The organism is Achromobacter deleyi, from assembly GCF_902859705.1.
In the GTDB taxonomy this organism is placed as follows: Bacteria; Pseudomonadota; Gammaproteobacteria; order Burkholderiales; family Burkholderiaceae_B; genus Achromobacter; species Achromobacter deleyi.
The window spans coordinates 15,030-29,315 of record NZ_CADIJO010000004.1; the positions used below are offsets into that span (position 1 = coordinate 15,030).

The window sequence follows — 14,286 nt, forward strand, 5'->3', positions numbered from 1 at the left end:
AGGCATGAAACAGATCATCACGCACGTCACGCATTACCGCTATACCGCGCCCGTCACCTACAGCATCCAGACCCTGCGGCTGACGCCGCGCGACGACGAGCACCAGCGCGTGCTGCGCTGGCACATCGAAGCGCCCGGCGCGCTGGAACAGCAGGTGGATGCCTATGGCAACATCACCCACACGCTGACCCTGAACCGCCCGCACACCGAAATCGAGCTGCGCGTGGTGGGCCAGGTGCAGGTGGGTGCCCTGACGCTGGGCGCGCTGGGCGGGGAAGACAGCCGCCTGCCAGTGCACGCGTATTGCGTGCAGACGCCGCTGACGCAGGCCGACGACACCATCCACGCCTTCACTCGCGACGTGCTGCCCGGCGGCCTGAATGCGCCGGCCGACGTGCTGGCGCTGGCCAGCGCCATCTGCGACCGCGTGGCCTACGAACCGGGCACCACCGACGTCACCACCGCGGCCAGCCAGGTGCTGGCCATGGGCCACGGCGTCTGCCAGGACCACGCCCACCTGTTCCTGGCCTGCGTGCGCGGCCTGGGGGTGCCAGCCCGCTACGTCAGCGGCTACCTGTACACCACCACCCAGCACGCGGCCAGCCACGCCTGGGCAGACGTCTGGCTGCCCGACACCGGCTGGACCAGCGTGGACATCACCAACCGCCAGTTCGCGTCAGATTGCCACTGCCGGCTGGCCGTGGGACGTGACTATGACTCGGCTTCGCCGGTGCGCGGCGTGCGCAGCGGCGGCGGCGAGGAATCCATGGAGGTCCACGTGGAAGTGCAGACGACTTTGCAGCAATAACCCCTGCGGGCCGCGCCGCAATACAATGCGGCGTGGCTTTTCTTTTTTTCCCATCATGACTTACTGCGTCGCAGCCCGCCTCGATTCCGGCCTGGTCTTCCTGTCCGACTCCCGCACCAATGCCGGTGTCGACCAGATCAGCGTGTTCCGCAAGATGACCGTCTTCGAGCGCCCGGGCGATCGCGTGATGGTCCTGATGACGTCCGGCAACCTGGCCGTCAGCCAGGCGGTGCTGAACGCGCTGGGACGCCAGCACGACGAAGGCGGCGAAACCGTCTGGAACGCGCCCGACATGTTCGAGGCCACCCGCCGGGTCGGCGCCGCCGTGCGTGAGGTCTATCACCGCGAGGCCGCGGCCCTGCACGAGCAGGGCGTGGAATTCAACGTCAGCCTGATCTTCGGCGGCCAGATCGGCACCGAACGCTGCCGGCTGTTCCAGCTGTATTCGGCCGGCAACTTCATCGAAGCCGGCTCGGAGTGCCCCTATTTCCAGATCGGCGAAGCCAAATACGGCAAACCCATCCTGGACCGCGTGCTGCGCCCCGAGACCACGCTGGACGAGGCCGCCAAGTGCGCCTTGATCTCGATGGATTCGACGCTGCGCTCGAACATTTCGGTGGGTCTGCCGCTGGACCTGCTGGTGTACGACACGCATGCGCTGCGCGTCACGCATTTCGCCAGCATCGACGAACACAACGAATACTTCCGCATGATCCGCGGCACCTGGGGCGAACGCCTGCGCCAGGTCTTCGCCGAAATCCCCGACCCGCTCTGGGCCAACCCCGAAGACCCCACCTCGCTGGTGCCCGCCAGCCGCATCCACCAGCCGCTGCGCGCCGAACCGGTAGACGTACCCCTGGCCGTCTACGCCGCCCCGCAAGTGCTGGCGGAAGATCCTGGAAAGGATCAGGCTAATTAGGGACAAAATGAGCCCCCAGCAAACCCGCTAGGTCTTTAGCAGGTTTCGTCCTACTTATGGCGCCATGGAGGCCGCTGGCCGCTAATTGACGCCATGATGCTTGCGGGCGATCCAGGGCCGACATACACTGCTTTCAACGCATATGAGATTTCATGTGCCCACCTTCCGAAGCCCGCATGCAAGCAATTGCTGCGGGCTTTCGTGTTTTCTCTGGATCGAATGCCAATTCCATCGCGTTCGACCTGTCGGCAGATCCCTTCACGGGCAGGCGCATCAAACGCTCAGCACCAGGGGTTCAGACTTTGCATTACGTTGTTTATCTCGATGAATTTGGCCACATCGGGCCATTCGTTTCCCGCAATCACGATCAGTACAAGACCAGCCCCGTATTTGGCTTTGGTGGGTTTATTCTGCCCGTCGAAACAGTGCGCGAATTCGCTATCTACTTCTATCGACTCAAATGCCGGTTGCTGAAATTCGAGCTTGACCAGCAAACACAGCCCGCCTATCAATGGGAGAAAAAAGGTGCGCAGCTCTTCACGGTTCAGAACGTCGATAGGTACAGAGAACTCCGCGCGAGCACCGGGCGACTGCTGAACCATATCCAGACTGTTGGCGGCCATGTCATTTATGCGGGAGAGCACAAGGCAGAACATGAGGGTACACACCAGTCAGCGAGTCTCTTCAAGCGTCAACTACTTCGACTGATCCGGATTGCGAATGAATTTTGCATCGCCAGAAATGCCACCTGCATGGTGATGCTGGACGAACAGCAGGCAGGCAATATCTGGCGTGAGCGCAATGTGGAGGCCTGCACGCTGGCCATGTTCGAGGATATCGACGCGAAATGCAGAAGCTTGATTGAACCGCCTATTCAGGGGGAGAGTTACTTGTTCCAGACACTGCAATGCGCCGATTGGATATGTGGCCTGGTGGGCAGGCTATGTGCATACGAAGTCGCTGCGGACCAGTATGAAGACTGGGAGATTTTTCATCGGTACTTTCACGCCCGTGTGCGAAATGCCACGCTGCCGTCGTGCAACCTCTCCCAATGAAAAAACGTGCACAGACCATGCAAAGCAGACTCACCGTATAAACCCTCCTTTCCGCTTCCCTAAGCCCGGCTTGTAAAACCGCAAATTCTCATCTTCCGGCTGTCGCGCCACACTGGTGCCAGCCCGTCATGCTTCGCCTTGCGGGTCACGATAAAACCACAAGGAACGAGACATGACCCCTATTTCCTCGCGCACACTGCTGCGCCTGGCCGGGCCGTTGGTGGCCCTGGCCTGCCTGGCCGGCGGCCCCGCCGCGGCCCAGAGCAACTATCCCAACCATGCCATTTCGCTGGTGGTGCCGTTTTCGGCCGGCGGCCCCACCGATGTCGTGGCGCGCAGCCTGGGCGCCGCGATGTCCAAGACGCTGGGCCAGAGCATCATCATCGAGAACCGCACCGGCGCCGGCGGCACGTTGGCGGCCATGCACGTGGCGCGCGCCGCGCCCGACGGCTATACCTTCCTGATCCACCACAACGGCATGGCCACCGCGCCCGCGCTGTACCGCAAGCCGCCGTTCAATCCGCTGACCGACTTTTCCTATGTCGGCCAGGTGGCCGACGTGCCGATGACGCTGCTGGGCCGCAAGGACCTGCCGCCCGGCAACATGGCCGAATTCATCCAGTACGCACACGCCAACGGCAACAAGATCAACCTGGCCAATGCGGGCCTGGGTGCGGTGTCGCAGCTGTGCGGCATGTTGTTGCAGGAATCGCTGGGCGTGCAGTTCACGACCGTGCCCTATGCCGGCACGGCGCCCGCACTGACGGCACTGCTGGGCGGCCAGGTGGACGTGCTGTGCGACCAGACCACGCAGACCATTCCGCATATCAAGGGCCAACGCGTGAAGCTGTACGGCGTCACCACCCTGGACCGCATCAAGGCGCTGCCCGATGCGCCCACCTTGCAGGAAGGTGGCCTGAAGGGCTTCGAGGTCAAGGTGTGGCACGGTGTGTATGCGCCCAAGGGCACGCCGCCCGAGGTCATCGCCAAGTTCAACGAGGCCCTGCGCGCTGCGCTGAAAGACCCGGCCTTCACGCAGAAGATGGCTGAATTGGGCGCCGAGATCGTGCCCGAGGCCAAGCAGACGCCAGAAGGCCTGCAAAGCTGGCTGCAATCCGAAGTGGACAAGTGGGGGCCCATCATCCGCAAAGCGGGCGTGTACGCGGATTGATGGCCGTGCGTGCGGGTCCATGACGCCGCACCTGCAAGCGCGCGCATGAAAAAAGGCCGGCGTATGCCGGCCTTGCCCTGCCTGGGCGGGTACGCCCTTGCAATCTGGCTTACACCGCCAGTTCCTTCCACACGGCCAACGGCGCGTCGGCGTGGTTCAGGGTGTAGAAGTGCAAGCCCGGCGCACCGTTGTCCAGCAGGTTCTGGCATAGCTCGGTGACCACGTCCACGCCAAAGGCGCGAATGGAGGCCTTGTCGTCGCCGAATTCGGCCAGGCGCAGGCGAATCCAGCGCGGCACTTCGGCGCCGCACATTTCCGAGAAGCGCAAGAGCTGGGTGTGGTTCGTGATGGGCATGATGCCCGGCACGATCGGCACCCGCACGCCCTTGGCCTGGGCCCGGTCGACGAAGTCGAAATAGGCGTCGGCGTTGAAGAAGTACTGGGTGATGGCGGCATCGGCGCCGGCATTCACCTTGGCCACGAAATGATCCAGGTCGGCCGACGGACTGGACGCCTGCGGATGCATTTCGGGATAGGCCGCGACTTCGATGTGGAACCAGTCGCCGGTTTCCTCGCGGATGAACGACACCAGTTCGTTGGCATAGCGCAGTTCGCCTGCGTCGCCGCCCATGCCCGAAGGCAGGTCGCCGCGCAAGGCGACCACGCGCCGCACGCCTTCATTCTTGTATGCCTGGAGGATGTCCCGCAGGTCCTGGCGTGACGCGCCGACGCACGACAAGTGCGGCGCCGCGTCGCAGCCCAGGTTGCGCAGCGTGCGCACGGCGTCTGCCGTGCCGGCGCGGGTGGAACCGCCCGCGCCGAAGGTCACGCTGACGTACTTGGGCTGGATCGCCAGCATCTGCTTGGCCGCGCGGACCAGCCGTTCCTGGCCGGCCAGATCGCGCGGGGGAAAGAATTCCAGACTGAAAGCGGGGGTAGTCGAGTCAGACATTAGGGGATCAGTTTGGTGAGCAGGCCAGAAATGAGGCTGTACAGAATCGCACCGCCCACGGCCCACCAGAACCCGTTGACCTGGAAGCCCTTGAGCACGGAGCCGACGAACCAGAACAACAAGGCGTTGATGACGATGAGAAAGAGACCGAGCGTGACGATCGTGATGGGCAGCGTCAGCAATACCAGGACCGGCTTGACCAGCATGTTGACCAGGCCCAGCACCAGGGCGGCGATGAGCGCCGATCCGAAGCTGGCCACGGTGATGCCGGGCAGCAGGTAGGCAACGGCCAGCAGGGCCACCGCGTTCAGGATCCAGACGAGTATCAATGCCATGTTCGACCTCCTGTATTGACGCTCCGCGGCCCCGTCATCGCCAGGCGACACGGGGGAACCCCGCGGACCGGAAAGCCCGCGCCGACATGGCGCGGATACTTCCCTATTTTGCTACAAGCATCAGTAGCGGTAGTGATTCGGCTTGTAAGGACCTTCAACCGGCACGCTGATGTAGTCGGCCTGATCCTTGCGCAGCGTGGTCAGCTTCACACCCAGCTTGGCCAGATGCAGACGCGCGACCTTTTCATCCAGGTGCTTGGGCAGCACGTAGACTTCGCCCGACTTGTAGGCTTCGTTGCGCGTGAACAGCTCGATCTGGGCGATCGTCTGGTTGGCGAACGACGACGACATCACGAACGACGGGTGGCCAGTAGCGCAACCCAGGTTCACCAGGCGGCCCTGGGCCAGCAGGATGATGCGCTTGCCGTCCGGGAAAATGACGTGGTCGACTTGCGGCTTGATCTCTTCCCACTTGCAGTCGGCCAGGCCGGCGACGTCGATTTCGTTGTCGAAGTGGCCGATGTTGCACACGATCGCCTGGTCTTTCATGGCGTTCATGTGGTCGCGGGTGATGACGTGGTAGTTGCCGGTGGCGGTGACGAAGATGTCGCCGTGGGCGGCAGCTTCTTCCATGGTCACGACCTTGAAGCCTTCCATGGCAGCCTGCAGGGCGCAGATCGGGTCGATTTCCGTGACCCAGACCTGGGCGCGCAGGGCGACCAGCGCCTGGGCGCAACCCTTGCCCACGTCGCCGTAACCGGCGACCACGGCGATCTTGCCAGCGACCATGACGTCAGTGGCGCGCTTGATGCCGTCGACCAGCGATTCACGGCAGCCGTACAGGTTGTCGAACTTGGACTTGGTGACCGAGTCGTTGACGTTGATGGCGGCGAAGGCCAGCTCGCCCTTCTGCGACATCTGGTACAGGCGATGCACGCCGGTGGTGGTTTCTTCGGTCACGCCTTTGATGAGTGCCAGGCGGGTCGAGTACCACTTCGGGTCACGCTCGAGCGTGGCCTTGATGGCGGCGTACAGCACGCGCTCTTCGTCGCTGCCGGGGTTGGCCAGCACCGAGATGTCTTTCTCGGCCTTGGTGCCCAGGTGCAGCATCAACGTGGCGTCGCCGCCATCGTCGAGGATCATGTTGGCGTTCTGGCCGTTGGGCCATTCGAAGATCTTGTGGGTGTACTGCCAGTACTCTTCCAGCGTTTCGCCCTTGACGGCGAAGACCGGCGTGCCCGACGCGGCGATGGCGGCGGCGGCGTGGTCTTGCGTGGAGAAGATGTTGCACGAGGCCCAGCGCACTTCGGCGCCCAGGGCCACCAGCGTTTCGATCAGCACGCCGGTCTGGATGGTCATGTGCAGGCTGCCGGCGATGCGGGCGCCCTTGAGCGGCTGCTTGGCGGCGAACTCTTCGCGGATGGCCATCAGGCCGGGCATTTCGGTTTCGGCGATGGCCAGCTCGCGACGGCCCCAGCCTGCCAGCGACATATCGGCGACGAGGTAGTCGGAGAAGGATTTATCGGTTACAGCGTTCATGGTGTGTAGGCTCCACGTGAAAAACGAACGGCGCACGATATGGCCGGACAACGCGAAACCACCACGACAATCGAGTGCTCGCCTTTTCCGCCATACGCGACAAAGGTGAGCGCCGTTGCTGTAGCGCTGCGCGATGCGCAACGCTTGAACAGGAATTCCTGAGCCTGGCGACCAGATGTTGAAAATGGTCGTCGCAACGCTCCTCAGGATTGGCAGGCATTGTACCGGTTTGCCCAGCGGGGGGGAACGCCCGGCGCGCCAAATTCCGCAGGCGCCGGACCCGCCTGCGGCAACCGATCAGCCCGCTTGGGCCAGGCGCCGGTCGATCTCGGCGCCGGGGGTCAGCGGCACCAGCGAGGCCAGGAGGTCCGAGGCGACCGAATCCCAGCTGCGCGTCAGGGCATGTTCGCGCACCGCGTGGCGGTCCAGCGGCAACGCGGCGCGGCAGGCGTGGGCCAGATCGTCGTCCAGGATGCCGGTGACGCCCTGGGCCACCACCGCCAGCGGCGCTTCGCTGCGAAAGGCCGCCACCGGCGTGCCGCAGGCCATGGCTTCCAGCATCACCAGGCCGAAGGTGTCGGTCAGGCTGGGAAACACGAACACGTCGGCCGCGCCGTAGAACGCCGGCAGGGCATCGTCTTTCTGCATGCCCAGGAACACGGCCTGTGGAAAGCGCTTCTTCAGGCGCGCCTCGTCCGGTCCGGCCCCGACCACGACCTTGCTACCCGGCAGGTCCAGCGACAGGAAGGCGTCCAGGTTCTTTTCCCGCGCCACCCGGCCGACCGACAGAAAAACGGGACGGGGCAGGTCCTGGAACGCCTGGCCAACGGCCGGCTGGAACTTGCGCGGGTCTACCCCGCGCGACCAGACCCGCAAGTTGGCCAGTCCGCGCCGCACCAGGATGTCGCGCACCGTGGGGGTGGGCACCAGGACGCACTGCGAGGACCGGTGGAACCAGCGCAGGTAACGCCACGGCAATGCGGCGGGAATGCCCATGCGCGCCTGCAGGTAGTCCGGAAACATGGTGTGGAACGAGGTGGTGAAGCGCCAGCCGCGCGACAGCGCCATGCGCCGCGCCGCCAGGCCCAGCGGGCCTTCGGTGGCGATGTGCAGGGCGTCGGGGATGGTGTCGCCCAGAATGCGGCGCAGTTGCCGGCCGGGCTGCAGGCACAGCCGCAAGTCCGGCTCGGACGGAGCCGGAATGGTCCGGCTGCCCTGCGGGTTCACCACGATCAGTTCGTGGCCCCATTCACTCAGGATCTGCTGCATGGTCGTCCAGGTGCGGACGACGCCATTGACTTGCGGATGCCAGGCATCCGTGACCAGGACGATGCGCATGATGGGGCCGGAAGTGGGCAATACCGCGATTTAGCCCGCGGCATGTGACACGCCCAAGACGGCCGCGGCCGACTGCCCGTTGCCGGCCATCCGTTTGCCGGATGGCCGCCCCTGCCCTAGTTGTTGCGGCGGGGGTAGCCCTGGGCCTTGATACGGATCCAGACCTCGCGCTTTTCCTCGTCCGTCATGAAGACCCAATTGGCCACTTCCATGGCCGTGCGCCCGCAGCCCCGGCAGATGTCGTCGAACAGCGTGGAACATACGGCGACGCAGGGGGAATCGGTGGCCCGGGAGACGCGCTGGGCGTCTTCGGGGTCGGGCAATTGGGTCAGATCGGCAAAGGAACGATTCATGGGCCGAAGGTTAACACCAGGGTTGTGTCCCTTTTTTTATAGCCCTATTGCCTGGCGTGGCTTGGTTGACATCACCGCCAGCCGAAGAAATCGGCCACTTCGCGCAGCAGCGCGTCGGGGGTTTCCTCGGCCAGGTAGTGCGCGCCGGGCAACGCGCTGCCCGAGACCTCGTCGGCCACCGCGCGCCACAGGCCCAGCACGTCGAAATTGCGGCCCACCGCGCCACGCTCGCCCCACAGCACCCGCAGCGGCAGGCGCAGGCGTTCCCCGGCCGCACGCCCCTGCCGGTCATGGTCGAGATCCAGCGTGGCGGACGCCCGGTAGTCTTCGCAGATGCCGGTGGCCCAGCCCGGCAGCCTGGCCGTGCGTTCATATTCGGCCATGGCTTCGGCCGAAAAATGCGCCAGGCCGCCAGGCCGTCCGCCCATGACCGAGCGCAGGTAGAAGACCGGATCGCGCTCGATCATGGTCTCGGGCATGGGCGCGGGCTGGATCAGCCAGAACCAGTGGTAGTAGGCCTGGGCGAACGCGCGGGTGGTGTTTTCGTACATATCGAGCGTGGGCGCGATATCCAGCAGCATCATGCGCCCCACGGCCGCCGCGTGGTCCAGCGCCAGGCGGTGGGCGACGCGCGCGCCGCGGTCGTGCGCCAGCACGTCGAAATGCGTGTGGCCCAGGGCGCGCATCAACGCGACCATGTCGGTGGCCATCTCGCGCTTGGAATGCGCGGCATGGTCGGGCGAAGCCGCGGGTTTGTCGCTGTCGCCGTAGCCGCGCAGGTCGGCCGCCACGCAGGTGTGATGGCGGGTCAGTTCGGGCCAGACCCGGTGCCAGATGGCGTGGGTCTGCGGATGGCCGTGAAGCAGCAGCAGGGGCGGACCCGCGCCGTCCACGCGAGCGGCGATGTGGATGCCGTTGACCTCGTGGCGTTGCACGGGAAGATCGAAGAATGCGGTCATTGCGGTCTGCGCCTATTCGTTGTCCAGCCGGTCGCGCACACGGCGCGCCACGTCTTTCATCCACGGATGCCGGGCCCAGTGGCCGGCCTCGAACTGTTCCACGTCCGGCAACTGCTGCAGCGATGCGCCGACCATGTCCTGCCCTTGCGAGAACATGCGGCGATGCCGCGCCGGCAGGTCGAACGTGGCCGTCCAGCCGTCGGCGGCGCGCACGGTGCCTGCCAGCGCGTCGATCTCGACACGGTTGCCTGCCGTATTGGACACCGGGTCGGACACGCGCGCCAGCAGCGCATCGACCTGGGCCGGCGGCAGGCTGACCAGCAGCAGGCCGTTGTTGAGCGCATTGAAGTAGAAGATCTCGCCGAAGCTGGCGGCAATCACGGCGCGGATGCCGAACTGCATCAGGCCCCAGACCGCGTGTTCGCGGCTGGAACCACAGCCGAAGTTGGGCCCGGTCACCAGAATCGATGCGCCCGCGTAGGCCGGCTGGTTCAGCACGAAGTCCGGGCGCGGCGCGCCGTCGGCATCAAAGCGCAGGTCGTACAAGAGGCCTCGATCCAGCCCTGCCTTGTCGATGATGCGCAGGAACTGCTTGGGCATGATCTGGTCGGTGTCCAGATTGGAATACGGCAAGGGCGCGGCAACGCCCGAAATGGTCTGATTCATCGTGTCTGCTCCAGATCGCGCACGTCGACGATGCGACCGGCCAGCGCGGCGGCGGCGGCCATGGCAGGGCTCATCAGGTGGGTGCGCCCCGCCCTTCCCTGGCGGCCTTCGAAATTGCGGTTGGTGGTGGATGCGCAGCGCTCGCCCGGGCGCAGCACGTCGTCGTTCATGGCCAGGCACATCGAACAGCCCGGCTGGCGCCATTCGAAGCCGGCCGCGATCAGCGCGGCGGCCACGCCTTCGGCCTCGGCCTGGGCGCGCACCGCGCCCGACCCCGGCACCACCATGGCCCGCACGCCGGCCGCCACGTGGCGGCCGCGCACCACGTCAGCCACCACGCGCAGATCTTCGATGCGACCATTGGTGCACGAGCCGATGAACACGCGGTCGATCGGCACGCCGGCAATGGGCGCGCCCGGCTGCAGGCCGATGTAATCCACGGCCTTTTCCAGGGCCAGGCGCGCCAGTGCGTCGGGTTCAGCCTGCGGATCGGGCACGGTGCCGGTGACCGGCATGGCCTGGTCGGGGCTGGTGCCCCAGGTGACGAACGGCGCGATCGACGCGGCATCGAACACGTGTTCGACGTCGAAGACGGCGTCGGCATCGGTATGCAGCGTGGCCCAATAGGCCCGCGCCTGCGCCAGTTCGGCGCCATGCAGTTGCGGCGCGTGTGCGGTCACGTAGGCATCGGTGGTGGCGTCCGGTGCGATCAGCGCGGCGCGTGCGCCGGCTTCGACCGTCATGTTGCACAGGGTCATGCGCGCTTCAGCCGACAGGGCGTCGATGGCGCTGCCGCAGAATTCCACGGCATGGCCGCGCGCGCCCTGGGCGCCGATGCTGTGGACGACGTAGATCACCAGGTCCTTGGCGGATACGCCTGCGGGCAGGCGGCCGTCGACACGGATGCGCAGGTTGCGCGCCACGCGATACACCAGCGTCTGCGTCGCCAGGATGTGCTCGACTTCCGACGTGCCGATGCCAAAGCCCAGCGCGCCCAGCGCGCCGTAGGTGGTGGTGTGGCTGTCGCCGCACAGCACCACCATGCCGGGCAGGATCATGCCGTGCTCGGGCGCGATCACGTGCTCGATGCCTTGCAGCGGGTCGGTGGTGTCGAACAGGGCAATGCCCTGCTCGTCGCAATTGCGCTTCAGGTTGCGGGCCTGGCGCGACGACGCTTCATCGGGAATCACACGCAGCGCGGCAGGCACCGGATGGGTGGGGATGATGTGATCCACCACCGCCATCTGCTGCCCGGGCCGCAGCACCTGGCGGCCGCGCGCGGCCAGGCCGCTGAAGGCTTGCGGACTGGTGTATTCGTTCATGATGTGCAGATCCACGTACAGCAGGATGTGCTCGTCGTCGATGCGGGCCACTTCGTGGCTGGCCACCAGTTTGTCGTATAGCGTCATGCCGGGCATGTCGGTGCTTCCTTGCAGAAAAACGCGCCCGCGCGGGGCGCGATGAAACGAATGCGGAACGTCAGTTGTTGGCCTCGATGCCGGCGTCCTTGACGATGCCAGCCCAGCGCGTCATCTCGGTGGCGACCATGGCGTCGGTCTGGGCCGGGGTGGAGATCAGCGGGTCGAAGCCCTCGCGGCCCATGCGTTCGGCCAGCGCGGGCGATTGCAGCGCCTGGGCCAGCTTGGCGTTGAGCGTATCCACGGCGGCCTGCGGCGTGCCCGCGGGCGCGCTGATCACGAACCAGGTGTTGAAGGCATAGCCGGGCAGGCCCGACTCGGCGATGGTGGGCACGTCGGGCAACAGCGGCGAACGCGTCGTGCCGGTCACGCCCAGCGCCTTGAGCTTCTTGCCATCGACTTGCGGCTTGGCCGCCGACAGCACGGGAAAGCTCATCTGCACCTGCCCGCTGATGGTGTCCACCATGGCCGGGCCGCCGCCCTTGTAGGGCACGTGCAGGATCTGCGTGCCCGAGACCGACTTGAACAGTTCCGCCGCCATGTGGAAGGTGCTGCCGGTGCCGGCCGAGCCAAAGCTCAGCTCATTGGCGGGGCGCGCGCGGATGTAGTCCAGCAGCGCCTGCACGTTGTCCACCGGCAGCGACGGTGACACGGTCAGCACGTGCTGCGAGGTGCCCACGGTGCCTACCGAACGCAGGTCGCGTGCGGTGTCGAAGGGCATGGTCTTGAACAGCGCCGGGTTGATCGCCAGCGACATGGTGTTGATGGCCAGCGTGTAGCCGTTGGGCTCGGCGCGCGCCACGGCCGCCATGCCGATATTGCCGGACGCGCCGGCACGGTTCTCGACGATGACGCTCTGGCCCAGAGCCTTGCCCCAGGCGTCGGAGATCAGGCGCGCGGCGATGTCGACGCTGCCGCCCGGGGCGAACGGCACGACCAGCGTGATGGGCCGCTGCGGGAAGGCGTCGGCTGCCATGGCCGGCGTGATCCAACAGGACGCGGCAACCGTGGCTGCGGCAGCAAGGGACAGGGCGCGCAGGGCGGTGGGGGGGTTCTTCATGGGTCGGGTCTCCTCTTGGTTGGCCGCGTCGGGCGGCTCTGCGTATCGGTGAACCCAGTGTATAAGCCGGTTCCATTCTTATAATTAATGACTAAACTAAATCTTTATTAAATTAGATTTATAAATAAGCCCATGGACGCGCTCTCCGATCTAGCGTTTTTCTCGCTGCTGGTCAGGCACGGCAACCTGTCGGCCGCCGCGCGCGAACTGGGCCTGACGCCGCCCGCCGTCAGCACGCGCCTGGCCAAGCTGGAACAGCGGCTGGGCGTGCGCCTGCTCAACCGCAGCACCCGGCGGGTCAGCGTCACGCAGGAAGGCGAGCTGTACCTGGCCGAAGGCGGCCGCATCCTGGCCGACCTGCAAGCGCTGGAACGATCGGTTTCCAGCAGCCGCGCCCAACCCCAGGGCCTGTTGCGGCTGAACGCCACGTTCGGCTTCGGCCGCGCCCACGTCGCGCCGGCCGTGTCCGACTTTGCGCGGCAGTACCCCGACGTCGAGGTTCAGCTACGCCTGACCGACCGGCCCCTGAACCTGATCGAAGAAGGTTTCGACGTAGCCGTGCGCTTCGGCGATCTGCCCGATGCCCGCCTGACCGCGCGCAAGATTGCATCGAACCGGCGCCTGCTGTGTGCGTCGCCCCATTACCTGGACACGTATGGCGAACCCCGCGCGCCGGGCGAGCTGCAACGCCACCGCTGCATCGTGGTGCGCGAGAACGACGTGGCCTATGGCACCTGGCGGCTGGAAGCCGGCCAGCGCGCGGAAACCGTGAAGGTGCGCGGGCCGGTCAGTTCCAACGACGGCCAGAGCGCGCTGGAATGGGCGCTGGACGGCCACGGCATCGTGATGCGGTCGGAATGGGAAACGGCGGCCTACCTGCGCGCCGGCCGGCTGCGGCAGGTGCTGCCCGAATGGACCACGCCGCCGGCCGATATCCACGTGCTGTACCCGGAACGCCTGAACCTGCCGGCCAAGACGCTGGCGTTCGTGGACTTCCTGGCGCAGCGTTTTTCCCGGCACCTGCGCGCGCCCGGATCGCAAGCCGTGGTCTGGTGACGCCGCTGGCGGCGCCGGGAAAAATCACTAGATCTCGTCGATGGCCGTGCTGGCCGGCGCGTCGCCGCTGCCGATGGCGTAGCGGTCGCGCGTGGTGACGTAGAAGCTGGCGCCAAAGCGGCCCACCGGAAAATAGTCTTGCAGGCGCACGCGCCAGGTGTCGGTGTCGATCAGGCCGTCGCGTGCGTGCAGCCAGCGCACCTGGCCGATGAAAATCTGGCGGCTGGCGGTTTCCAGGGTTTCGAACAAGGTGCATTCGAACGCCACGGGCGCTTGCACGATGCGCGGCGGCGCGACCTTCCGGCTGGGCGCGGCATCCAGGCCGGCGTGGGCCAGCTCGCTGACGTCGGCCGGCAGGCGGTCGCCGCAGCGGTGCATTTTCTCGGCCATGGCTTCGTCGGTCAGGTGCACCACGAATTCGCCGGTGCGTGCGATGTTGCGCGCCGTGTCCTTCAGGTTGCCGTCTTCCAGGCGGTTGATGCTGACCATGACGATGGGCGGGTCCTCGCCCAGCATGTTGAACATGCTGAAGGGCGCGGCATTGACTACGCCGGTTTCCGACAAGGTCGTGATCAGCGCGATGGGCCGCGGCACGATCAGGCTCGCCATGAGCTTGTAGCGCTGGTATTCGGTGATTGAATCGAAGTCGATGTCCAT

15 protein-coding genes and 1 riboswitch are annotated in these 14,286 nt (G+C 65.8%); of the genes, 5 read left to right on the plus strand and 10 right to left on the minus strand.

Annotated features, from left to right (window positions below):
- Positions 1–4: 4 nt before the first annotated feature.
- The 4 genes from HV798_RS07125 to HV798_RS07140 all read left to right on the plus strand — a co-directional run bounded on the left by HV798_RS07125 (position 5) and on the right by HV798_RS07140 (position 3,953).
- Positions 5–808, plus strand: a complete 804-nt coding sequence (locus HV798_RS07125; protein WP_025136209.1) for a transglutaminase family protein — start codon at positions 5–7, stop codon at positions 806–808.
- Positions 809–863: 55 nt separating this feature from the next.
- Entirely contained in the window at positions 864–1,727 is an 864-nt protein-coding gene (locus tag HV798_RS07130) for a proteasome-type protease (RefSeq protein WP_175192446.1), read from the plus strand.
- Positions 1,728–1,903: 176 nt separating this feature from the next.
- Positions 1,904–2,782 carry a DUF3800 domain-containing protein gene (locus HV798_RS07135; protein ID WP_217481154.1) on the plus strand — a complete coding sequence of 293 codons (879 nt, stop codon included), beginning with the start codon at positions 1,904–1,906 and terminating at the stop codon, positions 2,780–2,782.
- Between the two features lie 172 nt (positions 2,783–2,954).
- Positions 2,955–3,953, plus strand: coding sequence for a tripartite tricarboxylate transporter substrate-binding protein (locus tag HV798_RS07140; protein WP_175192445.1), 999 nt, complete (start codon positions 2,955–2,957; stop codon positions 3,951–3,953).
- A gap of 109 nt (positions 3,954–4,062) precedes the next feature.
- Here HV798_RS07140 and metF read toward each other — a convergent pair whose 3' ends face one another.
- The 9 genes from metF to HV798_RS07185 all read right to left on the minus strand — a co-directional run bounded on the left by metF (position 4,063) and on the right by HV798_RS07185 (position 12,573).
- Positions 4,063–4,905 (minus strand): methylenetetrahydrofolate reductase [NAD(P)H], encoded by an 843-nt coding sequence (gene metF, locus HV798_RS07145; protein WP_175192444.1) that lies wholly within the window; start codon positions 4,903–4,905, stop codon positions 4,063–4,065.
- The gene (locus tag HV798_RS07150) at positions 4,905–5,240 is read right to left on the minus strand and encodes a phage holin family protein (RefSeq protein WP_025136213.1); all 336 of its coding nucleotides are present in this window, start codon (positions 5,238–5,240) and stop codon (positions 4,905–4,907) included. Before HV798_RS07150 ends, metF begins: the two co-directional genes overlap by 1 nt.
- 120 nt (positions 5,241–5,360) lie before the next feature.
- Positions 5,361–6,779 (minus strand): adenosylhomocysteinase, encoded by a 1,419-nt coding sequence (gene ahcY, locus HV798_RS07155; RefSeq protein WP_175192443.1) that lies wholly within the window; start codon positions 6,777–6,779, stop codon positions 5,361–5,363.
- Positions 6,780–6,879: 100 nt separating this feature from the next.
- A riboswitch (S-adenosyl-L-homocysteine riboswitch) is annotated at positions 6,880–6,990 on the minus strand.
- A gap of 86 nt (positions 6,991–7,076) precedes the next feature.
- Positions 7,077–8,117: a glycosyltransferase family 4 protein gene (locus tag HV798_RS07160; protein WP_175192442.1), complete on the minus strand. Its 1,041-nt coding sequence runs from the start codon at positions 8,115–8,117 to the stop codon at positions 7,077–7,079.
- Between the two features lie 116 nt (positions 8,118–8,233).
- Complete coding sequence (locus HV798_RS07165; protein ID WP_175192441.1) at positions 8,234–8,470, minus strand: DUF1289 domain-containing protein; 237 nt, start codon at positions 8,468–8,470, stop codon at positions 8,234–8,236.
- Positions 8,471–8,541: 71 nt separating this feature from the next.
- Positions 8,542–9,429 carry an alpha/beta fold hydrolase gene (locus HV798_RS07170; protein WP_025136217.1) on the minus strand — a complete coding sequence of 296 codons (888 nt, stop codon included), beginning with the start codon at positions 9,427–9,429 and terminating at the stop codon, positions 8,542–8,544.
- A gap of 12 nt (positions 9,430–9,441) precedes the next feature.
- Positions 9,442–10,095, minus strand: a complete 654-nt coding sequence (gene leuD / locus HV798_RS07175; RefSeq protein ID WP_175192440.1) for a 3-isopropylmalate dehydratase small subunit — start codon at positions 10,093–10,095, stop codon at positions 9,442–9,444.
- On the minus strand, positions 10,092–11,513 hold the full coding sequence (gene leuC / locus HV798_RS07180; RefSeq protein ID WP_175192439.1) for a 3-isopropylmalate dehydratase large subunit: 1,422 nt from the start codon (positions 11,511–11,513) through the stop codon (positions 10,092–10,094). The genes leuD and leuC overlap by 4 nt, the downstream gene beginning before the upstream one ends.
- Before the next feature lie 61 nt (positions 11,514–11,574).
- Entirely contained in the window at positions 11,575–12,573 is a 999-nt protein-coding gene (locus HV798_RS07185; protein WP_175192438.1) for a tripartite tricarboxylate transporter substrate binding protein, read from the minus strand.
- Between the two features lie 132 nt (positions 12,574–12,705).
- On the opposite strand from HV798_RS07185, the gene HV798_RS07190 reads away from it, so the two are divergent.
- Positions 12,706–13,629, plus strand: coding sequence for a LysR family transcriptional regulator (locus HV798_RS07190; RefSeq protein ID WP_175192437.1), 924 nt, complete (start codon positions 12,706–12,708; stop codon positions 13,627–13,629).
- Positions 13,630–13,656: 27 nt separating this feature from the next.
- On the opposite strand, the gene HV798_RS07195 is transcribed toward HV798_RS07190, so the two are convergent.
- Positions 13,657–14,286 carry a flavin reductase family protein gene (locus HV798_RS07195; protein ID WP_025136222.1) on the minus strand — a complete coding sequence of 210 codons (630 nt, stop codon included), beginning with the start codon at positions 14,284–14,286 and terminating at the stop codon, positions 13,657–13,659.